This is a genomic window from Pseudomonas akapageensis, assembly GCF_011355085.1.
Classification (GTDB): Bacteria; Pseudomonadota; Gammaproteobacteria; order Pseudomonadales; family Pseudomonadaceae; genus Aquipseudomonas; species Aquipseudomonas akapageensis.
Map to the genome: position 1 here is coordinate 116,432 of NZ_VXCP01000028.1, position 20,537 is coordinate 136,968.

Annotated in this window: 17 protein-coding genes and 1 pseudogene; 11 read left to right on the forward strand and 7 right to left on the reverse strand. The window is 59.3% G+C overall.

Annotation, left to right across the window (positions count from 1 at the left end; all coding sequences use genetic code 11):
* Window positions 1-36 precede the first annotated feature (36 nt).
* Complete coding sequence (locus F2S13_RS18705; protein WP_166363446.1) at window positions 37-1,377, reverse strand: dicarboxylate/amino acid:cation symporter; 1,341 nt, start codon at window positions 1,375-1,377, stop codon at window positions 37-39.
* 197 nt (window positions 1,378-1,574) lie between these two features.
* Between F2S13_RS18705 and F2S13_RS18710 the strand changes: the two genes are divergently transcribed.
* Window positions 1,575-2,501: a LysR family transcriptional regulator gene (locus tag F2S13_RS18710; RefSeq protein ID WP_166363448.1), complete on the forward strand. Its 927-nt coding sequence runs from the start codon at window positions 1,575-1,577 to the stop codon at window positions 2,499-2,501.
* 115 nt (window positions 2,502-2,616) lie between these two features.
* Window positions 2,617-3,039, forward strand: a complete 423-nt coding sequence (locus tag F2S13_RS18715; RefSeq protein ID WP_166363450.1) for a PA0061/PA0062 family lipoprotein — start codon at window positions 2,617-2,619, stop codon at window positions 3,037-3,039.
* A 38-nt stretch (window positions 3,040-3,077) separates the two neighbouring features.
* Here F2S13_RS18715 and F2S13_RS18720 read toward each other — a convergent pair whose 3' ends face one another.
* The 3 genes from F2S13_RS18720 to F2S13_RS18730 all read right to left on the reverse strand — a co-directional run bounded on the left by F2S13_RS18720 (window position 3,078) and on the right by F2S13_RS18730 (window position 4,887).
* Complete coding sequence (locus tag F2S13_RS18720; protein WP_166363452.1) at window positions 3,078-3,365, reverse strand: helix-turn-helix domain-containing protein; 288 nt, start codon at window positions 3,363-3,365, stop codon at window positions 3,078-3,080.
* Between the two features lie 2 nt (window positions 3,366-3,367).
* On the reverse strand, window positions 3,368-3,682 hold the full coding sequence (locus F2S13_RS18725) for a type II toxin-antitoxin system RelE/ParE family toxin (RefSeq protein WP_166363454.1): 315 nt from the start codon (window positions 3,680-3,682) through the stop codon (window positions 3,368-3,370).
* 332 nt (window positions 3,683-4,014) lie between these two features.
* The gene (locus F2S13_RS18730; RefSeq protein WP_166363456.1) at window positions 4,015-4,887 is read right to left on the reverse strand and encodes a LysR family transcriptional regulator; all 873 of its coding nucleotides are present in this window, start codon (window positions 4,885-4,887) and stop codon (window positions 4,015-4,017) included.
* A gap of 164 nt (window positions 4,888-5,051) precedes the next feature.
* On the opposite strand from F2S13_RS18730, the gene F2S13_RS18735 reads away from it, so the two are divergent.
* The 7 genes from F2S13_RS18735 to F2S13_RS18765 all read left to right on the forward strand — a co-directional run bounded on the left by F2S13_RS18735 (window position 5,052) and on the right by F2S13_RS18765 (window position 12,167).
* Window positions 5,052-6,275 (forward strand): cyanate transporter, encoded by a 1,224-nt coding sequence (locus tag F2S13_RS18735; protein WP_166363458.1) that lies wholly within the window; start codon window positions 5,052-5,054, stop codon window positions 6,273-6,275.
* An 83-nt stretch (window positions 6,276-6,358) separates the two neighbouring features.
* A complete protein-coding gene (locus tag F2S13_RS18740; protein WP_166363460.1) occupies window positions 6,359-7,129 on the forward strand; it encodes an ABC transporter substrate-binding protein in 771 nt (256 codons plus the stop codon).
* A 112-nt stretch (window positions 7,130-7,241) separates the two neighbouring features.
* Window positions 7,242-7,931: an ABC transporter permease gene (locus F2S13_RS18745; protein WP_166363462.1), complete on the forward strand. Its 690-nt coding sequence runs from the start codon at window positions 7,242-7,244 to the stop codon at window positions 7,929-7,931.
* Window positions 7,928-8,641, forward strand: coding sequence for a histidine ABC transporter permease HisM (locus F2S13_RS18750; protein WP_166363464.1), 714 nt, complete (start codon window positions 7,928-7,930; stop codon window positions 8,639-8,641). Before F2S13_RS18745 ends, F2S13_RS18750 begins: the two co-directional genes overlap by 4 nt.
* A gap of 25 nt (window positions 8,642-8,666) precedes the next feature.
* Complete coding sequence (locus F2S13_RS18755) at window positions 8,667-9,434, forward strand: ABC transporter ATP-binding protein (protein ID WP_166363466.1); 768 nt, start codon at window positions 8,667-8,669, stop codon at window positions 9,432-9,434.
* 67 nt (window positions 9,435-9,501) lie between these two features.
* Window positions 9,502-10,701 carry an amidohydrolase family protein gene (locus F2S13_RS18760; protein ID WP_166363468.1) on the forward strand — a complete coding sequence of 400 codons (1,200 nt, stop codon included), beginning with the start codon at window positions 9,502-9,504 and terminating at the stop codon, window positions 10,699-10,701.
* Window positions 10,698-12,167, forward strand: coding sequence for an amidohydrolase family protein (locus F2S13_RS18765; protein WP_166363470.1), 1,470 nt, complete (start codon window positions 10,698-10,700; stop codon window positions 12,165-12,167). Before F2S13_RS18760 ends, F2S13_RS18765 begins: the two co-directional genes overlap by 4 nt.
* Before the next feature lie 92 nt (window positions 12,168-12,259).
* Here F2S13_RS18765 and F2S13_RS18770 read toward each other — a convergent pair whose 3' ends face one another.
* Window positions 12,260-13,150: a helix-turn-helix domain-containing protein gene (locus F2S13_RS18770; RefSeq protein WP_166363472.1), complete on the reverse strand. Its 891-nt coding sequence runs from the start codon at window positions 13,148-13,150 to the stop codon at window positions 12,260-12,262.
* Between the two features lie 203 nt (window positions 13,151-13,353).
* Between F2S13_RS18770 and pobA the strand changes: the two genes are divergently transcribed.
* Window positions 13,354-14,541: a 4-hydroxybenzoate 3-monooxygenase gene (pobA, locus tag F2S13_RS18775; RefSeq protein ID WP_166363474.1), complete on the forward strand. Its 1,188-nt coding sequence runs from the start codon at window positions 13,354-13,356 to the stop codon at window positions 14,539-14,541.
* A gap of 151 nt (window positions 14,542-14,692) precedes the next feature.
* Window positions 14,693-15,670, forward strand: a pseudogene (locus F2S13_RS18780) (amino acid permease); the annotation flags it as partial.
* A 75-nt stretch (window positions 15,671-15,745) separates the two neighbouring features.
* Here the strand turns inward: F2S13_RS18780 and F2S13_RS18785 are convergent.
* Entirely contained in the window at window positions 15,746-16,789 is a 1,044-nt protein-coding gene (locus F2S13_RS18785; protein WP_246237937.1) for a patatin-like phospholipase family protein, read from the reverse strand.
* Between the two features lie 26 nt (window positions 16,790-16,815).
* A complete protein-coding gene (locus tag F2S13_RS18790; RefSeq protein WP_166363478.1) occupies window positions 16,816-20,256 on the reverse strand; it encodes an adenylate/guanylate cyclase domain-containing protein in 3,441 nt (1,146 codons plus the stop codon).
* Between the last annotated feature and the right edge of the window lie 281 nt (window positions 20,257-20,537).

Here is a 20,537-nt window from a genome sequence, read left to right on the forward strand (position 1 = left end):
CTTGTCTTTCGGGGTTTTGACGACGTGTTCGTTGAGTCAGGCGCCAGTGGCTGTGGTTGTCGGTTCCACCACCTGGTTTCGTGATACCGCTTGCTGTGGCTGTTTCTGTTCCGGCAGTGGGCTGCCATTGAGAACCTGCTCCACTCGTGATTTGTCGAGCGCGCCGACCCATTTGGCGATCGCCATGGTGCCGACCGCATTGCCGATCGTGTTGGTAATGGCGCGGGCCTCGGACATGAAGCGGTCGACCCCGAGCAACAGCACCATGCCGGCAACCGGGATGTTGTCCAGCGAGGCCAGGGTTGCGGCCAGGGTGATGAAGCCGGAGCCGGTAACGCCCGCAGAACCTTTCGAGCTGAGCAGCAGTACGCCGAGCACGATCAACTGATCGGTCAGTGTCAGCGGGGTGTTGGTGGCCTGAGCGATGAAGATCGCCGCCATGGTGTAGTAGATGCACTGGCCGTCAGGGTTGAAGGTCAGGCCCGAGGGGATTACCAGGCCCACCACTGGCTTGGAAACGCCGACGTTCTCCAGCTTGGTCATCAGTTGCGGCACCACCGATTCAGACGAACTGGTGCCCAGTACGGTGAACAGCTCTTCCTTGATGTACTTGAGGAACTTCCACAGGCTGAAGCCGGACAGGCGTGCGACGAAGCCGAGGACGATGACCACAAACAGGAAGCAGGTCACGTACATGGTCGCCATCAGCTTGCCAAGCGAAACGATGGAGCCCAGACCGTACTTGCCAACGGTGAAGGCCATCGCGCCACAGGCAGCCAGTGGGGCAAGGCGCATGACCATGCCGACGATGTAGAACATGCCGTGGGAAAAGGCTTCCAGCACGTCGACCATGGGTTTGCCGCGTGGCCCCAGATGAGAGAGCGCGATGCCGAACAGGGTCGAGAAAAGCAGGATCTGCAAAATCTCGTTCTTAGCAAAAGCGTCGGTGACGCTCGCAGGAATGACGTGCAGCAGGAAGTCCGTGAAGCTGCCGGAACCGCTCGCCGCGGCTGCCGTGTAATTGGAAATACTCTGGATATCGAGGGTGGCGGGGTCGACGTTCATGCCTTGGCCGGGCTGCACGAAATTGACCACGATCAGGCCCAGCACCAGGGCGAACGTCGAGAGAACCTCGAAATAGATCAGCGCTCTTACGCCCACCCGGCCGAGCTCTTTCATGCTCTCCATCTTGGCGATGCCGAGCACCACGGTGGCGAAAATGATGGGGGCGAAAACCATCTTGATCAGTTTGATGAACGCATCGCCGACGGGCTTCAGATCGGTGCCGACTTGCGGCCAGAACACACCGAGCACTATGCCGATGGTCACGCCTATCAGAACCTGGACGTACAGCTTTCCTATGAGTCGCTTGGCCATTGTCTTCTCCGCATTATTGTTGTGAGTCGGATGCTTACTGGCGGCTGGGCTACCACACGGAGCAGGCGAAGCCGTGCTGTAGCAGTCAAATAGCCCAGGTCTTTTTGTGGTGGTTAATCACGGGAGTTAAAGGTAATGGTTTTTCAGGAATGGTGTAATACAATGGAATTTACTTCATTGTTTCCCTCAGGTTAATTATGAATCCGATATCGGAGCTGGCCTTTTTTACCCAACTGGTCAAGGTGGGTAGCCTTACGGCTACAGCGCGGGAGCTGAACCTGACGCCGCCCGCGGTCTCCAAACGACTGGTTCAACTGGAGCAGCGGCTCGGTGTGCGGCTGCTCAATCGCACCACGCGCAGCATCAGCCTCACGGCCGAGGGCGAGACCTACCTGATCAATGCACAGCGGATACTGGGCGAGATCGAGGAAATGGAGCGCCAGGTATCCAGCAGTCGGGCGGAACCGAAAGGTCTGCTACGGGTAAATGCACCTTTGGGTTTCGGGCGCACTCATGTGGGCCCTGCGGTGTCTTCGTTTGCCAAACGCTATCCGGAAGTCGAGGTGCAACTGCACCTCACCGACCGGCCTATAAACTTGCCGGACGATGCGATCGACGTTGCCATCCGCTTCGGGGAGTTGCCCGACTCCCGGTTGATCGCCAGCAAGATCGCGGTGAACCGCCGTCGCTTGTGCGCAGCGCCGGCCTACCTGGAAGAGTTTGGTCACCCGGAGTCCCCGAAGGATCTCGCCCAGCACGACTGCATCGTGCTCCGCCAGAACGACTCAGCCTTCGGTAGCTGGCGGCTGAGCCGGGGTAAACATACCGAGACGGTCAAAGTGCGTGGTCGCCTGAGCACCAATGACGGAGAGGTGGCGTTGAACTGGGCGCTGGATGGCCAGGGTATTCTGATGCGCGCCGAATGGAACCTCGCAGGTCACCTGCGCTCTGGCCGGCTGGTAGAGGTGCTGAGTGATTACGAGACGCCCCCGGCGGATATCTACGCTGTCTATCTCGAGCGCCTCAATCTGTCCGCGAAGGTCTCCTGCTTTGTTGAGCACCTGCGCGACTTCTTCCGACGCAACGCCGACAAGCCGGACGATAGCCTCGCGGCGTGGCAGTGAGCCGTCTGAAAACGCTACGATCAACAGCGAAAAGTTATCGGGCAAGGCACAGCTGCTGGCTGCCGACGTATCTGGTCGGCGTTATGCTGAATGCTTAATCCTTGGGACATTCAGCATGAGCAGGTTAATGCTGTTACTCGCCGTCAGCGTTGTTGCTGGCTGTCAGACCCCGATACCGGCGGCCAATCCGCAAAAGGCCTGGGTCGACTTGTCGACGCCATTCCCCAACGACAGAGTGCTGTTGGCCGAGCGGCTGGATAAACAGCGGTTGAGCGATGGGCGCTTTTTCGAAGTCACGCCCGGCAGCCATGAGCTGATCGTCCGGTTCGATTTCGAAGTGCCCGGTAGCGGGGGCCTGGGTGTGATGGGCGGCCCGTCCACACGCACATGCTACCTGACCGTCAATTACGATCATTTCGAAGCTGGTCAACGCTATGTGCTCGAGGGGCGCTCGATGTCCTTCACGCCCGAGGCATGGTTGTACAACGCCAGGCGCGAGATTGTTGCGCAAGTCAGTGAGACCTTTTGCCTTGCGTGAGGCGAATCTTGCCGGCGACGCGGTCCGCCTGAAGCCTCTCAGCCAGCAAGCGCACTGAGCACGTGTACAGGGTCGTTATGAATGGCCTTCAAGAGCGCTTTGGCCGGACCTGTGGGTTGGCGCCGTCCTTGCTCCCAATTTCGCAGGGTGCTCAACTGGACATCAATCATTGCAGCGAACTTGGCTTGGGTGAGCCCCGTGGCCTTGCGAATCTCTTTGACCTGGAGCGCATCGACGGTGAATTCACGAGAAGGCTGTCGTTCGCCACGTACGATTTCGTCCATTTGCTGAACGCTTTCCATCAGTTCTTCAAAAAATTTACTCATGGTTACCTCCAGTGATCAATCACTGCTTTCAGCGCTTTACATTGATCGGTTGTCAGGTCTTGCTGTTCGTTCTTTGGATAGATCATCAGTAGAGCAATTTGCGACGCTGACACAAAGTGATAGTAGATCACTCGCGCTCCTCCACGTTTACCGTGACCTTTAGCCCCAACGCGAATCTTGCGTATGCCGCCGGTGCCTTCGATCACATCGCCTGACGCAGGGTCACTGATAAGGGCTTGCTGAAATCTCACGTAGGTCTCGTCATCCAGCAGCTCCTTGACGCGTCTGGTGAATATCGAGGTTTCGATAAAAATCATGAGGTGATTGTACGCCAATGACTTACATGGTGCGAGTCGAATGGATCTCTGCAATGGGAGTCCACCCGGTTATGAATTTCAAACGATGCGAGGAGGGTAGAGCGCGGTTTCAGGGCGGGCAACCACGGCACGGACTAGTGTTGGGTAGGATATTTCCTAAGCAAAAAAATCGCTAAGGTTCGAAGCTCGCGGCAATCAGGTGTGTGTTCTGTCTTGGCCTTTTCGCTGGCAACCCAGCAACAGGTCGCCAATATCCTCTGAGCTATGAATGGCTGTTTCAGAGCAAAGCGCCTTAGGTATGCAGCCGCACCCCAATGTGTTGTTTGCGCACGTCAGCCGACGTGGCCGGTCACCTGGGCACACAACTTTGTCAGCTGTTCGGCCAGGTCAATCACGCGGCGTGGTGCGTCGGCGCGCAGGTGTAGTGCGATTTCCAGTGCCGCCAGTTCAGGGAAAGACTCGGCCACGCCCAACCGTCGGTGGCCGGGCAGTGCAAGGCGCGAAGGGAGCACGCTGACGCCCAGACCATCGGCGACGGCCGAGCGCACGCTCGCCAGGCTCGCGCTGCTGTAGCCGATGCGCCAGCGGCGGCCGGCGCTCTCGAGTGCGTGGATCATTTCATCGCGATACAAGCCGCCGACCGGAAACACCACCAGTGGCAGCGGGTCGCGCTCATACGTCGGCTCGTTGAGGCTGTCGAACCAGGAGAGCGGTTCGGGCCAGGCGGCGTGCCCGACAACCTGTCCCGGGCGCTGTTTGACCAGCACCAGGTCGTAGTCGCCTGCACAGAACTGTTGCCATAGGGTGTTGCTGAGTCCACTGCTGATCTCAAGCCTTATCGCCGGGTTCGCGCGTGCGAAGGCGGCAAGCGTCGGGGTCAGCAAGTCTGAGGCGAAGTCTTCTGGCACGCCGATGTGCACCTCGCCCTGGGCGTTGCCCTGGCGTAATTCTTCGACCACCTCTTCCATCAGCCCAAGAAGCCTGCGTGCGTAGCTGAGCAAGCGCTCGCCGTCCTCGGTGGTGACGACGTAACGCCCGCTGCGGTTGACCAGCTCGCAGCCGAGTTGCTCCTCGAGTCGCTTCAACTGTTGGCTGATGGTCGACTGGCTCAGGTGCACGCGTTCCCCGGCGCGCGTGAAGCTACCGCTCTCTACCACCGCGACGAAACTCTTGAGTAGCAACGGATCGATCAGCGTCGAAGTCATTACGTAATCCACTAATTGTCATTCGAACATTTCATTTCCGAATAATAGCACCTGCTCTTAGTCTTGAAGAACAGCGGCTGATGCAGCCTGTTGGCCAGATTCCCCAAGGTAAATGTGATGACAAGTAACGTGACGTTGAAGCCCGCACCCGAGAAGTACGCGCCATGACTGACCGCGCATCGGCTGTCATCGCAACGGGCGTGTCGCGCGTGGCTGAGGTGTCACTGGCCGCACTGGTGCTCCTGGTGCTACTGGGCTTGAATCTGCGGCCATTCCTGACGTCGGTCGGGCCAGTGCTCGATCTGGTACGCGCCGACATCGGCCTCGATTTTCGCAGCGCCGCGATGCTGACCACCTTGCCCTTCGTGCTGATGGGCCTGATTGCCTTCATTGGCATCGGTGTCGCACGTCGCTTCGGCGAGCGGCGGGCGCTGGCCGGCGCATTATTGCTATTGATGCTTGGGTGCGCGTCACGCGCCGTGGTCAAGGACGGCGCGCAGTTGATTGCCAGCGCCGGTATCGCCGGCACCGGCGTGGCGGTGATCCAGGCCTTGATACCGGGTGTCGCCAAGCGTTGGTTCGCTGACCGTATAGCGATGGTGATGGGGCTCTACTCGGCGGCATTGGTTGGCGGCGGGGCGCTTGGCTCGCTGGCAAGCACATGGCTGAACGCGTATGGCGGCTGGCGGTTGGGACTTTCCATGTGGGCCTTGCCAGCGCTTGCAGTGCTCCTGCTCTGGCTGGTGTGTGCGCCACGCACGCCGCCGATAGCGACTGGCGGACCTGCGCCGGTCAAAACCGGCAGCTTCTTCAGGAATCGGCGTGCATGGCAGTTGGCTGCCTACTTTGGTCTGACCAACAGCGGCTACTCGAGTCTGGTGGCATGGTTGCCTTCCTTCTATCAGCAGCAGGGCATGGGCCTGCAGGCCTCGGGCAACTTGCTCGCGTGGTTGGCGATGTTCCAGGCGACGGCGGCGTTCGCAATGCCGATGCTGGCCCGCCGCAGCGCTGATCGGCGCGCTGCCTTATGGCTGACGATCGCGCTGCAGGTCGCGGGCTTCGCAGGCTTTGCGCTTGCCCCCAACGCAGCGCCGTGGGTGTGGGTCGGATTGGTCGGGTTTGGCCTGGGCGGGTTCTTCTCGCTCAGCCTGATTGTCAGCCTCGACCACCTGGCCAGCGCGCAAGCGGCCGGCACCTTGGCGGCCTTCGTTCAGGGGATTGGTTTCATGCTCGCATCGAGTGCTCCCTGGCTGATCGGCTGGCTGCGCGACTCCGGCGGGAGCTTCATCACCGGCTGGTGGTTGCACATCGGGGTGCTCGCCGCGATGGCGGTGCTGACTTTCAAGTTCTCCCCGGCGAGCTACCGACGCAGCATGCAAGAGGTGTGACCCGGCGGACTTTTTATAGGGAAAACCCTATAGAGGTCGGCCACTTTTAAAACCCCAGTACCAGTGTGCCTACGGAGATTGATATGAAGAAGTTTGCAGTTTCAGTTGTTCTGGCCTTGGCCGCCAGTGGTGTCTATGCGAAAGACTTGCAAGTCATTCGTTTCGGCGTTGACCCTACTTACGCCCCGTTCGAGTCGAAGGCGCCGGATGGCACCCTTGTGGGCTTCGATATCGATCTTGGCAACGCGATCTGCGAAAAGCTGAAGGTCAAATGTGTATGGGTCGAGAACTCCTTCGACGGCATCATCCCGGCGCTGAAAGCCAAGAAGTTCGACGGCATTCTTTCCTCCATGAGTGTGACTGAGAAACGTCAGGCGCAGATAGCCTTCTCCGACAAGATCAATAATGTCCTGCCCCGTCTCGTTGCGAAAAAAGGCTCCGATCTCCTGCCAACGCCCGAATCCCTTCAAGGCAAGCGTGTAGGGGTCGAGCAGGGCTCCACGCAGGAAACCTATGCCAAAACTTACTGGACGTCGAAAGGCGTCACCGTAACGACATACCAGAACCAGGACCTGGTTTACCAGGACTTGATCGCAGGCCGCCTGGATGCAGCGCTGCAATCTTCCGTCCAGGCCGATCTGGGTTTTTTGAAAACCGAGAGAGGACGTGATTTTGCGTTTGTCGGCCCAGAGTTGCGCGACCCGAAAACCCTCGGTGTGGGTGCCGGGATTGGTTTGCGCAAGGAAGACAATGAGCTTCGCGAACAGATCAATGGGGCGCTTGCCGAGATTATCAAGGACGGAACTTACAGGACGATCTCCGATAAATATTTCTCCTTTGATATCTACAACTGATTGATTTCAAGTCGACTACGACTCCAGGCTTTTGCGGCATTTAAAAACAAGAAAAGTACTGCTGAACAAGATAGGCAGCATCGGCTGAGCTATCGTGTTCAAGGAGAATGCAATGTCCTTGGTAGACTATGGGCCGCTGATCGCGAGTGGCACCTGGATGACACTGAAGCTGGCGATATTATCGCTGCTGGCGGCAGTGCTGATTGGTTTGGCAGGCGCCAGTTCCAAGTTGTCAGGTAATAAGTGGCTGCGCAATAGTGCCACCCTCTACACCACGATGATCCGCAGTGTTCCGGATCTTGTGACCATGCTGTTGCTGTTCTACAGCATTCAGATACTCCTCAATCAGGTCACCGAAGGGCTTGGTATGGATCAAATTGATATTGATCCCTTCCTCGCGGGTGTAGCGACGCTCGGGTTTATCTACGGTGCTTATTTTACCGAGACCTTCCGCGGTGCTTTCCAGGCGGTCCCGCGTGGTCAGATCGAGGCGGCCATGGCCTATGGCCTGAGCCCATGGCAGGCGTTCTATCGCATTTTATTCCCGCAAATGATGCGTTTTGCCTTGCCGGGTATTGCCAACAACTGGCAGGTCATGATCAAGGCGACCGCGCTGGTGTCCATCATCGGTCTGTCCGATATCGTCCGGGCCACCCAGGATGCCGGCAAGAGCTCCATGCAACTGTTCTATTTCACCGTGATCGGCGCGCTGATTTATCTCGCCATTACCACGGTCTCCAATGGCGTCTTGATCTGGCTCAAGCATCATTACTCTGTCGGCATTCGGGAGGCTGAACTGTGATCGCTATTATCCAGGAATATTGGCAAGCGTATTTGTGGTCGGATGGCGCCAACTTTTCCGGTCTGTCCATCACCCTGTGGCTGCTGGTGCTGTCGATCGCGATCGGTTTTGTCATGTCGGTGCCGCTGGCCGTGGCTCGGGTATCAAAAAACCGGTTTATCCGACTGCCAGTCTGGTTTTACACCTATGTGTTTCGTGGCACGCCGCTCTATATCCAACTGTTGATCATCTACACCGGTGTCTACAGCCTGAGCGTGGTGCGCGAGCACGCATTCCTCGACATGTTCTTTCGTGAAGGCTTCAACTGCACGGTGCTGGCGTTCGCGCTCAATACCTGCGCCTACACCACGGAAGTCTTCGCTGGCGCGATCAGGTCGGTGCCGTACGGCGAGGTCGAGGCGGCCCGTGCCTTCGGCTTGTCGAAGTTCAACCTGTACCGCCGCATCATTCTGCCCTCGGCGCTGCGTCGCGCACTGCCGTACTACAGTAACGAGGTGATCATGATGCTGCACTCGACCTCGGTGGCGTTTACCGCCACGGTTCCTGACCTGCTGAAGGTCGCCCGCGACGTCAACTCGGCGACCTATGCATCGTTCGAGGCCTTCTTCATCGCTGCACTGTTGTACGCGGTGATCGCGCTGTCGCTTGTCTGGCTATTTCGTCGCGGTGAAACCCGCTGGCTGGCCTTCCTGAAACCCCAGGCCGCCTGAAGGCCGCCTACGCAGAGTCAACACCATGTACAAACTGACCGTAGACGATCTGTACAAGAACTATGGCAACCACGAAGTGCTCAAGGGCGTGTCGATCAAGGCCAGGGCAGGCGATGTGATCAGCATCATCGGCTCTTCGGGTTCGGGCAAGAGTACCTTCCTGCGCTGCATCAACTTCCTCGAGCAGCCGAACTCCGGGCGAATCACGGTGAACGCCGAGGAGATTCGCACCGAGAAGGACAAGAACGGCGGGCTGCGCGTGGCCAACCAGAAGCAGCTGCAAAGCATGCGCACCAAACTGTCCATGGTGTTTCAGCACTTCAACCTGTGGGCGCACATGTCGGTGCTGGAAAACGTTATCGAAGCGCCGATGCATGCCCTGGGCCTCAGCCGCGATGAGGCGGTGGCCCGCGCACGCAAGTACCTGGCCAAAGTCGGCCTGCCGGCCAGCATGGAGGACAAGTACCCGTCGCACCTGTCCGGCGGCCAGCAGCAGCGTGTGGCGATCGCCCGGGCCCTGGCGATGGAGCCGGAAGTGATGCTGTTCGACGAGCCGACTTCGGCCCTCGACCCCGAGCTGGTCGGCGAGGTGCTGAAGGTGATGCAGGCCCTGGCCGAAGAGGGCCGGACCATGGTGGTAGTGACCCACGAGATGGCCTTTGCCCGCGAGGTGTCCAACCACGTGATCTTCCTGCACCAGGGCAAGATCGAGGAAGAAGGCAGCCCCGAGCAACTGTTCAAGCACACCAGGAGCGAGCGCCTCAAGCAGTTCCTTGCAGGCAACTTGAAGTAGCCCCCGTAAACAGTGTCCCCGCAGGCGTTCTGGCGGCGGGGCTCACTCAAGCAGTGATGAGGTTCAAATGAGCAATTCGTTCTGGTTGCGTAATGTCCGCCCCTACGGCGGCGCAATCGAAGACATACAGATTATCGAGGGTCGTATCGGCGATCGTCAGCCCGCCAGTGGCAATCCAGTCGCTGGCGCTGACCTTGACGGGCAAGGTCAACTGCTCGTGCCGTCACTGGTGGAAAGCCACATCCATCTGGACAAGACCCTGTGGGGGCAACCCTGGCGGCCGCACAGTGCAGGCCCGAACCTCAAGGCGCGCATAGCCAATGAGCGGCAAATCCTGCGCGAGCTCACATCTCCCATTGCCGAGCGGGCCGGTGCTCTGCTGGAGCAATGCATAGCTCGCGGCTCGCTGATGTTCCGCTGTCATGTGGACGCCGATCCCGAGCTGGGTATCGAGCATGCGCAAGCCATGTTGGAACTGCGCGAACGCTACGCCGACCTGGTGGATATCGAGTTCGTCACCTTCCCTCAGATTGGCCTGGTAAACCGCCCGGGGGTCGAAGCATTGATGCGCGAAGCCCTGGAGCTGGGGGTCGAGGTAGTAGGGGGGTTGGACCCCTGCGGCATCGACAATGATCCCATCGCGCACCTCACGACCATCTTCGAGCTTGCGGACAAGTTTGATCGCGGTATCGACATCCACCTGCATGACGGTGGGGAGCTGGGGCTCTGGCAGATTGCTCGCATCATCGATTTCACCGAGCGCTATCAGCGCCAGGGGCAAGTGATGATCAGCCATGCGTTTTGCATGGGCATGAAAGACTGGGCTCAAGTGCTGCCGTTGGCTGAACGCCTGGCGGCCAATCGAATTTCACTGATGACCACGGCGCCAGCGGACATTGCCATTCCGCCCTTTACCGAGCTGCACTCGGCGGGGGTGAATGTCTGCCTCGGTTCGGATGGCATTCGCGACGCCTGGACCCCAATGGGCAATGGCGACATGCTCGAACGCGCGATGCTGCTCGCCTTGCGCTGCGGCATGCGAACCGATCCTGAAATCTGCACAGCCTTCGAAGCCGCTGCCGGCAATGGTGCGCGGGCACTTGGGCGGAGTGACCACGGATTGGCATCGGGGCAGACAGCCAACCTGTTGTTGCTGCCTGCAGAGACATTGGCCGAAGCCGTCGTGGGGCGCCCGCTGGCGCGGACGGTGATCAGCCGCGGAGTCGTCGTGGCGAAAAATGGCAGTCTGCTCAGGAGCCGCCTGTGACTCAAAATACGCTCAACAAAGTAGACCTGCTCATCGAGCACGGCGTGGTCATCACCGTGGACGAGCAACGGCGCGTGATTGCCGACGGCGCAGTGGCCGTGCTCGGCAACCGCATCGTGGCGGTGGGGCGCACGGATGAACTGCGGGCTCGCTTCACGGCGGAAAAAATCATCGATGCCCGCAACAAGGCGGTGCTCCCTGGCTTGATCGACAGCCATGCCCATGCTGGCCATGCCATGCTGAAAACCATCGGCGCCGGGGAGGGGGATGCCTGGATGCAGGCGTGCCAGACCATCTATACCTCGGCCTCCGGCGTCGAGTTCTGGGAGGTCGAGGCCAGGTTGTCGGCGCTGGAGCGGCTCAAATGTGGCACCACCACTGGCGTGTCGCTATTGGGCGGAGGTGATTCGATCATGCGGGTCGACGACCCGGTTTACGCCCAACGCCACGCCCAGGCCATCGCCGAAATCGGTACCCGCTCGGTAGTGGCCGTCGGGCCGTCGGGGCCACCAGCGCCGCGCACCTACCTGGACTGGTCGACCGAACCGCCCACTCGGCGCGACGTCAGTTTCGAGACCATGTTCGAAGTCTGCGAAGAAATTGCCAGGAGCTGCGACGGCATGGGTGACGGCCGGGTGCGCGTCGCCATCACGCTGCCGGTTTACGCGCCCCAATACGAGCCCAGCCATCGGGAGCTGGCACCGCTGTTTCGCCAGCAAGCCCAGGACTACCTGGCTCTGGCCCAGCGCCATGGCCTGACCTTCACCCAGGATGGCCACCGCGGCGGCACGCTGGCGCTGGCCCACCGCGAACTGGGCCTGCTCGGCCCGACATCCTTCATGTCCCACTGCATTGACCTGACAGAGGAGGACATCGCCCTGTGTCGCGAGACCCAGACCAAGATCGTGCACAACCCGAGCGCCATCATGTCGATCCTGGGTCGCTGCCCGGTACCGGAACTGATCGAGGCCAATGTCACCGTCGCCCTCGGCTCCGACGGCGCCGCCCCGGACCGTGGTTACGACATGTTCCGCCACATGTTCCAGTGCATGCATTACCACCGCCGCCATTTCCGCGACCCGGACATCCTGCCCCAGGGCAAGGTGCTGGAAATGGTCACTATCGACGCCGCCAAGGCACTGTCGATGGACCATGAGATCGGTTCGCTGGAAGTTGGCAAGAAGGCTGACATCATTCTGATCGACCTGTTCAAGCCGCACCTGATGCCGATGAACATGCCGGTCCACCGTATCACCTGCTTCGCCAACGGCGGGGACGTATGTACCACCATCGTTGACGGCCGGATCCTGATGGAAGACTACGTCGTATGCGCCGTCGACGAGGCGGCGGTGCTGGCCGCGGTGCAAGAGGAGTCGGAACGCATGCTGGACCGTAGTGGCTTGCGTCATCTGACCGAAGAATCGCAAAACCTCTGGCGGGCGGCACGGTATCCCGCGGCAGGTTGAGTGATGCGGCTGAAAATGCCCGCTCAAAATAAAGGGCACCAGCAGCTTCTGGAATTGCCAGCAAGCCTGAATATCAGGCCTTGCTGGCAAATTCAGGCACCGCTGTCGCGGTGGCCGGCAGCCTGGCGGAAGGTGTTCGGTGTCTGGCCGCTGAGGCGGCGAAAGAAGCGGGAGAAGTACGTCGGGTCGCTGAAGCCCAGACTGTCAGACAACTGACTGATGCTCATGTTGGTGTAGATCAGGTTGCGTTTGGCTTCCAGCAGCAGGCGCTGATGAATGATCTGAAGCGCTGTTTGTCCGGCCAGCTCCCGGCACAGGGTGTTGAGGTGCACGCTGGAAAGACCAACACGGTGGGCGAAGGTTTCTACCGAGAAATGCTCGCGGTAGTGCTGTTCTACCAGCTTGATGAAGTTGCTCAGCAAGTGCTGATTTCGTTCGCCACTGCTGCTCGGTGGTGTGTTCAGTTGTCTGTGACGGCTGATCCAGACCATCAGCACACTGACCAACGAGTGCAATACCACGTCGCGTGCGGGCTCACTACCGTCGTACTCCTGGTGCAGAGCAGTGAACAGGGTGTTGATGTAGCGGCGATCACGCCCCACCGGGTAGCAACCTGAGGAGGCCAGGACGGTCAGGGGCGCGCCCAGTTGTGCTTCCAATCTGGCCACCAGCGGGGCTCCCAGGGTGAGCACGTACCCCTCGATGTTTTCCGAGAACTGGAAACCATGCACGGTCATCGGCGGCGTGACCTGAATCGCCGCTTCCAGCACATCACTGCGCCTGCCCTCGATCTCGACTACCGCCTGACCACGCTGCACGTAGAGCAGCTGGAACAGATCGGCATGGCGGTGCGGCTTGATCTCCCAATGGTGCAAGCTGCTGCGTTTGGGAATTGACTCACAGTGCAGCAGGTCCGGGGTTGGCCATGCCTGGTTTTCGCCATACAGCTTGAATACAGGGATGCTGGAAAGACGGCTTTTCATCGCGCGTAATGACCTGATGAGGTTAGACCTTTCGGATCTTTCGGACCGTTCGATAATCGAACAGACTTTGTAAAAGTGCAATTTAAGCCGGGAATATCACCTTTTTTCCAGTGTTTTGTCAGCAAAAATGCAGGGGCAAAATAAATCTAAAAAATCCAGTCGCGGCATGCAATCGGCTGGATTGCCCATGTGAGAGCAGAATAATGAAAACTCAGGTTGCGATTATCGGTGCCGGTCCATCCGGACTTCTGTTGGGCCAATTGCTGCATAACGCTGGCATCGACAACATCGTCCTCGAACGCCAGACACCCGATTACGTCCTCAGCCGGATTCGTGCCGGAGTGCTGGAGCAAGGTACTGTCGACATGCTGCGCGAAGCCGGTGTTTCCGAACGCATGGATACTGAAGGCCTGGTCCACGATGGCGTCGAACTGCTGGTTTGCGGAAAACGCATCCGTGTTGACCTCAAGGCACTGACCGGTGGCAAGACCGTGATGGTCTATGGCCAGACCGAGGTTACACGGGACCTGATGGACGCCCGCACCGCCAACGGCGCGCCGATCATCTACTCGGCCGAAAACGTGCAGTTGCACGAGATGAAGGGCGAAAACCCTTACGTCACCTACGAAAAAAGTGGCGAAACCCATCGCATCGACTGCGACTACATCGCCGGCTGCGACGGTTTCCACGGTATCGCACGCAGAAGTATCCCTGCCGACGTGCTCACCCACTATGAGCGAGTGTATCCGTTCGGTTGGTTGGGCCTGTTGTCCGACACACCGCCGGTTAACCATGAGCTGATCTATGCCCATCACGACCGTGGTTTCGTCCTTTGCAGCCAGCGCTCGCTGAGCCGCAGCCGTTACTACCTGCAAGTGCCTCTGACCGACAAGGTCGAAGCGTGGTCCGATGAGCGTTTCTGGGGTGAACTCAAGACACGCCTGCCGCAAGAGGTGGCCGACAAGCTGGTGACCGGTCTTTCGTTGGAGAAGAGCATCGCTCCGCTGCGCAGTTACGTGGTCGAGCCGATGCAGTACGGCAAGCTGTTCCTGGTCGGCGACGCGGCGCACATCGTGCCACCTACCGGCGCCAAAGGGTTGAATCTGGCCGCCTCCGATGTGTGTTACCTGTATCGCATCCTGGTCAAGGTCTACAAGGAAGGCCGTACCGACTTGCTGGAAAAATACTCCGAGTTGGCGCTGCGTCGTATCTGGAAAGGCGAGCGTTTCAGCTGGTTCATGACCAACCTGTTGCACGACTTCGGTGATCACAAAGACGCATGGGACCAGAAGATGCAGCAAGCCGACCGCGAATACTTCTTCAACTCCCACGCTGGCCTGGTCAATATCGCGGAGAACTACGTGGGCCTGCCTTACGAAGACGTCGAGTAATCAGGTTGCTCGCAACCTGTACCCGGAAACTTTGGTGAGCTGCATGCAGCGGATACAGATCTGCATTGGTTGGATATCGCCCGTCCCGCAGACGCTCCACATTCCTGGCTGAAGCTTTGCCCTCCCAAGTACAATAAAAAGGGTAAACATCATGTCCAGCAGTTTTACGTTGGCCCCAGGCCTCAAGCAGCGTCACGTCACCATGCTTTCCATTGCCGGCGCCATCGGTGCCGGCCTGTTCATCGGCTCAGGGCACGCCATCGCCTCCGCAGGTCCGGCCGCGATTCTGGCCTATATCTTTTCCGGCACGCTGGTGGTGCTGGTCATGCGCATGCTGGGCGAAATGGCCGTGGCCTCGCCCGATACCGGCTCCTTTTCGACCTACGCCGAGCGGGCCATGGGGCGCAGCGCCGGCTTCACCATCGGCTGGCTGTACTGGTGGTTCTGGGTGTTGGTCATTCCGATCGAAGCCATTGCCGCCGCGGCCATTCTGCATGCCTGGTTTCCTGCAGTGCAGACGTGGGAGTTTGCCATAGCGGTCACCGCCCTGTTGACCGTAACCAACCTGTTCAGCGTCGCGCGTTATGGCGAATTCGAATTCTGGTTCGCCATGCTCAAGGTCATTGCCGTACTGGGCTTCATTGCGCTGGGCGCGCTGGCCCTGGTTGGTGGACTGCCTGAGCGGGAAGTGAGCGGTGTCCTGCAACTGAGCAAGGACTTTGGTGGCTTCATGCCCAATGGCATGACCGCGGTGGTCGGTGCGATGCTCACCACGGTGTTCAGCTTCATGGGTACGGAAATCGTCACCATTGCCGCCGCCGAATCCCAGAACCCATCGAAGCAGATCACCCGCGCAACAAACTCCGTGGTCTGGCGCATGGGGATTTTCTACATTGTCTCGGTCTTCCTCATCATCTCCATCGTGCCCTGGAATGACCCGATGCTCAGGGAAGTCGGCTCTTATCAGCGCGCGCTTGAGCTGATGAATATCCCCCATGCGAAAATGATCGTGGATATCGTGGTACTGATCGCCGTGGCCAGCTGCCTCAACTCCGCCATCTATACGGCCTCACGCATGGTCTACTCCCTGAGCAAGCGCGGCGACGGTCCCAAGATGCTGCAGAAAACCACCGTGCAAACCCTGGAAGTGGCTTCAACGCAAAGCGCTTGATCGCCAGCCAGCTTTTTCGTGTCATGGCGGCGTTCAAAGAAATTCCTTTCGGATGTCGATGCTCGACCGTTCGCCAATATTCCGGTAGTTCTGCGCGAGCCACGCCTCGGCCTCGCGTCGTCCGTTGTCGCGCAGTCCACAGAGGAAGTCCCAGTCCGCGTTGTACTTGCTGGACACGCTAAGCGCACACATCGCCTCGTCGGACTTGATGGAGTGGATCAGCATCTCCTTCATTTCGTTGCGATCGACCTTGCCTTGCTGAATGAGGTCGGTGACAAAAGCGATGGTGCGCAGCTCACGCATCAGCGACGAGTTGAAGCTGATTTCACTGATGCGATTGAGGATGTCGGCAGCGGTAATGGGCACGCCCGGACGGACGAGCGGGTTGATGTGGACGATCACCACATCGCGCGTATTGCAGTGGTAGATCAACGGAAAAATGGCCGGATTGCCCATATAGCCGCCATCCCAGTAGTTCTGCCCGTCGATCGTCACCGCCTGGAACAATGTCGGCACACAGGCCGAAGCCAGCACGGCTTCGGCGCTGACTTCCTCGCCCGAGAAGATGCGTATCTTCCCCGTCTCGACATTGGTCGCACACAGATAGAGGTGGAACGGGCATTGGCTTCGCAAGGCGGCGAAATCGACCTGACTCTCCAGCACCTCCCGCAACGGACTCAAGTTGCGGCGATTGAACTGGTAAGGCGAGAAGATACGAAGCGTCATGTCCGCGAACGTATACATGGGTGAATAGTCCAGCCCGAAACTGTGCTTCCCTTTCAACCATGGCACCCAGCGCAACGGGTTATAACGCTCGGCGGACTGCGCCACGGCGTACCAGAAATCGTGCAGCGCCTGGCGCGCGCCGGCCTCGTCACCGTGCAGCATGCCATTGGCCAGCACAACGGCATTCATCGCACCGGCACTGGTCGCGCTCACGCCTTCAATGGCAAGCCGGCCGTCCTCGAGCAACCGATCGAGCACGCCCCAGGTGAACGCACCGTGCATCCCGCCGCCCTGCAGAGCTAGCGCGATCGGCTTACGCCCGTCACTGCCTCGAGGCTGTCCGTTCTTCATGGTCATCACCCTTTGTCATCGAGCGTTCATCCCCCGTTTGATGCCCATGCATCGAGCAGCGCCTTGGCTTGTAGCGAATCAACGCTGTCGAAACCTTCGGTGAAGAAGCTATAGATATCGGCCAGCATTTCTCTGGCCGTCTCCTTGTCTCGTGTTTCCCAGAGCTGAGCAAGGCTCACGGTGGCGCGTAGCTCGAATGACTTTGCCCCTTGTTGACGAGCGATCGAGATCGCCGTTTGGAAGCATGCTTGCGCTTCTTGCCACACGGAAGAATCCAGTCGGTCTTGCCCTGGACATTGCAGGGTAAGGGCGCCCTTGAGGCGGTGCAGCTCTGCTTCGTAAAAGTGCTCGCCTGTTCTGTTCACCATAGCCAGAGCGTCGGCCACGGCCTTCAATCCTGCCTGCGGTTGCCCGGCGCGCCCGTGCGCTGCGGCCAGCAGGGCCAGAAAATAAGAACATCCAAGCTCTGATCCGGCTGCGCGGTAATTGGCGATACCGTTGGTTATCTGAGCGATTCCCTCGTCAATGTGGCCCTGCTCGGTGCGGGCCCAACCTTGAAGAATATTCCCCCTTGCCAAATACAACGGAAACCCTTGTTCGAGAGAAAGCTTGATGGCGGCATCTGCATACTCTTCGGCGAGTTGTACGTCGTGCCGAAACTGTCCCAGTATCGACGTAGCGGACAGGGTGAAGGCCAGGCTTAATGGGTGGGCAATCTTCCTGGCCAGAGCAAGGGCATCCTGGCTGCGCATGCTTGCCTGATTGGGAAAACCCAAGTACCAAAGGCTCCAGGCCGAAAATGTCAGGGCATAGCCCGGATCCATGCCGTACGTAATGGCATGTGTGCGATGGCGATCAGGGTCGTAGAGGACACGCGCCCGCTCCTGATGGTCAAGGGCATTTTTCAGATCACCCTGGAAAAGCAATGTCTGCCCAAGTGCCGCATGGGCTTCCACGAGCAAGTCTGGATCCTGCGCGGTTTGCGCAATACTGAACAAGCGTTCAGCCAGTTCGCATGCAGTTGTGCATTCGGCGCGCAACTCGTAGTAAGTCCACAGCCCCTGCAGCGCAGGGAAAAGCACCGAGTCGTCCCCGACTTGCGCGCATAGCGCCAGTGCGCGGGTGTAAGTGGTCGCTACTTCGGGCGCACTAAAGCCGCGCACGGCCATCACGGCCGGCCCAAAGGACAGTAACAACGCCAGCTCCTGATGAGCACGCGCGGGCGTGTCGGGCAAATGCTTGAGCAATTCCAGCGCTGCGCCGAGGTGACGCATTGCATCGAGATGGGCGGAATGCTGGAGGGCCTGTTGTCCGGTACGGTGAAGGTATTCCACGGCCTTCGGAACATTGCCGCTCAGCCTGTAGTGGTGCGCCAGTTCGCTGCAGTAATCCGCGATGCGAGTGGGGAACAGTGCCTCGATGGCCTGCGCCGTGCGCTCATGCAGCGCGCTACGTCGCTCCGTGAGTAGCGATTGGCCCGCGATCTCCTGTGTCAGCGCATGCTTGAACGAATATTCCACCTCCGGAAATGCGGGCCGCTGGTAGATGAAGTCTGCGGCCTCCAGTCGTGCGAGCAGATCGCACAAATCTTCGTCCCGCCCAACACAGATGCACTGGATCAGACTGAATGGAAACTCTTTGCCGATAACGGCGAGGGTCTGCAGCAATTCCTTCTCCGCTACCGGGAGGCGGTCGATACGGGCGGCGAGTACACCCTGCACGGTGGTGGGAATATGCAGCGCAGCCGGAGTTTGCTCGATCCGATATTGACCGGCTTCACCCAGCAGCCATTTCTCCTCGACCAGCGTTTGCACCACTTCCTCCATGAAGAAAGGGTTGCCCTCCGTCTTATCCAGGATGAGCTGTTTGAGGGGGATGAGGGCAGGATCGTCCCCAAGCAGAGTCGCGAGCATTGCCTGTGCTTCGACCGGGCCCAGCGGTTCGAGCCGCAGTTGGCTGCAATGACTCGCGCGCGTCCAAACAGGCTGATACTCGGGGCGGTAGTTCACGAGGAGCAGGATCGGGGTGCTTGCCAAGTGGTCGATCAAGTACGCGAGGAATGCTTCGGTTTCGCCGTCCAGCCATTGCAAATCCTCGAACAGCAGCTCGATCGGTTGATTGCGGCTCTCGCGTGCAAGAAGTTGAGTGATCGCGTCGAAGGTGCGATCGCGCCGGATCTGTGGATCCATTGCCGCGAGCACTGAACTGCGTTCGCCGATACCCAGCAGATAGAGCAGGTAGGGCACGAGATCCTCGAAGCTTCGCTCGAGCGCAAGGGTCTTGCCCATGACCTTTTCCCGGCACCGACGCTCGTCGTCCTGGGCGGTGATCTGAAAATAGTTGTTCAGAAGCTCGATGAGCGGGAAATAGGCAAAGGCCTTGCCGTGCGACACTGAGAACGTCTCCAGCACCAGACATCCGTGCCGCGAGCGCTCCTTGAACTCAAGAAACAGCCGCGACTTCCCGACGCCGGCTTCACCTATCACCGCGACGACCTTACTGTGGCCCGCTTTGGACTGTTCAAGCGCCTGATACAGGTGGTCGAGCTCGACCTGGCGGCCGACGAACCTGGCCAGCCCGCGGTGTGCCGACAGTTGCAGGCGTGTGCGCAGCGCGCCGAGACCCTGCACCTCGTACACAACAAGGGGGTCGGGAATGCCTTTGACCTGGGCGGCCCCCAGCGCCTTGAATTCGAAATAACCTTCCGCCAGCTTGTACGTAGGCTCGCTCACCAGGATCGACGAGGGTGCGGCGATTCCCTCCATCCGGGAGGCAATGTGGATCGTGTTCCCGACCGGATCGTAATCGGTGTGCAAATCGTCCGTGCGGATCGAGCGTACGACGACCTCTCCGGTATGGATGCCGACGCGGATTTGCAGGGGAATGCCTTTCTCCAGGCGAATGCGGTCGCCATGTCGGCGTATCGCCTGCTGCATGCGCAGTGCTGCATACAACGCCCGCTGCGGATGATCCTCATGGGCGATGGGGGCTCCGAACAGCGCGAGTATGCCATCGCCCAGTGTCTTGGCGACGTAGCCTTCGTAGTGGTGGACGGCTTCCATCATCAGCGCGACAACTGGCTCGATCAGGCGGTGGGCCTCTTCCGGATCGAGGTCGTGGATCAACGCCGTGGAACCGGCCATGTCGGCAAACAATGCCGTGACGGTCTTGCGCTCACCGGCGGTCTCGCCCCGGGCTTCCATGGCCGCCTGTTCGGCGCGGATGCGCTCGGCAAGGTGGTGGGGCGTGTAATGAATGGGCGCTGGAGAGGGCTCTGAAACGGGCTCGGGGCGTGGGGATGACGCAGCAGGCGCATCGGTCAGCGGCGCGCCGCATTCACTGCAAAATTTGGCGGACAGGCCCGCCTCGTGACCGCAGCGCGGACAGCTGCGAGACAACCTGACGCCGCACGCTTCACAGAAGCTGGCCCCGGAGGGATTCTCGAGTCCGCAGTTTGCGCAGCGCATACGATCTCTTCCCTTTTGCACGCGTTCAAGAAGACCACTCAAAAGACGGAAAAGCGTGACATCGATCTGGAGACAGACTGAAGTCGTCGGGCTAGCAGCCCTTGTTTCAAAGATACGTTTGTATCGTTGTATCGAGAAGTAAAATTCACTGACTGAGGAGGACTTGTGATGTCCTGCTTCGAGAAGCAGCGAGATAGGGGGATCTCGGCTCTGATCCACAGATGATCTTCACCCAACCGGTGAACTACGAGCTTCCCGAGGACGGCATCATGGCATTAAAG

Excerpts from the sequence above, each read along its gene's own strand:
- F2S13_RS18740 (WP_166363460.1), top strand. The coding sequence starts at position 6,359 with ATGAAGAAGTTTGCAGTTTCAGTTGTTCTGGCCTTGGCCGCCAGTGGT.
- F2S13_RS18710 (WP_166363448.1), top strand. The coding sequence starts at position 1,575 with ATGAATCCGATATCGGAGCTGGCCTTTTTTACCCAACTGGTCAAGGTG.
- F2S13_RS18735 (WP_166363458.1), top strand. The coding sequence starts at position 5,052 with ATGACTGACCGCGCATCGGCTGTCATCGCAACGGGCGTGTCGCGCGTG.
- F2S13_RS18705 (WP_166363446.1), bottom strand. The coding sequence starts at position 1,377 with ATGGCCAAGCGACTCATAGGAAAGCTGTACGTCCAGGTTCTGATAGGC.
- F2S13_RS18770 (WP_166363472.1), bottom strand. The coding sequence starts at position 13,150 with ATGAAAAGCCGTCTTTCCAGCATCCCTGTATTCAAGCTGTATGGCGAA.
- F2S13_RS18720 (WP_166363452.1), bottom strand. The coding sequence starts at position 3,365 with ATGAGTAAATTTTTTGAAGAACTGATGGAAAGCGTTCAGCAAATGGAC.
- F2S13_RS18745 (WP_166363462.1), top strand. The coding sequence starts at position 7,242 with ATGTCCTTGGTAGACTATGGGCCGCTGATCGCGAGTGGCACCTGGATG.
- F2S13_RS18760 (WP_166363468.1), top strand. The coding sequence starts at position 9,502 with ATGAGCAATTCGTTCTGGTTGCGTAATGTCCGCCCCTACGGCGGCGCA.
- F2S13_RS18715 (WP_166363450.1), top strand. The coding sequence starts at position 2,617 with ATGAGCAGGTTAATGCTGTTACTCGCCGTCAGCGTTGTTGCTGGCTGT.
- F2S13_RS18755 (WP_166363466.1), top strand. The coding sequence starts at position 8,667 with ATGTACAAACTGACCGTAGACGATCTGTACAAGAACTATGGCAACCAC.
- F2S13_RS18730 (WP_166363456.1), bottom strand. The coding sequence starts at position 4,887 with ATGACTTCGACGCTGATCGATCCGTTGCTACTCAAGAGTTTCGTCGCG.
- F2S13_RS18725 (WP_166363454.1), bottom strand. The coding sequence starts at position 3,682 with ATGATTTTTATCGAAACCTCGATATTCACCAGACGCGTCAAGGAGCTG.
- pobA (WP_166363474.1), top strand. The coding sequence starts at position 13,354 with ATGAAAACTCAGGTTGCGATTATCGGTGCCGGTCCATCCGGACTTCTG.
- F2S13_RS18790 (WP_166363478.1), bottom strand. The coding sequence starts at position 20,256 with ATGCGCTGCGCAAACTGCGGACTCGAGAATCCCTCCGGGGCCAGCTTC.
- F2S13_RS18785 (WP_246237937.1), bottom strand. The coding sequence starts at position 16,789 with ATGAAGAACGGACAGCCTCGAGGCAGTGACGGGCGTAAGCCGATCGCG.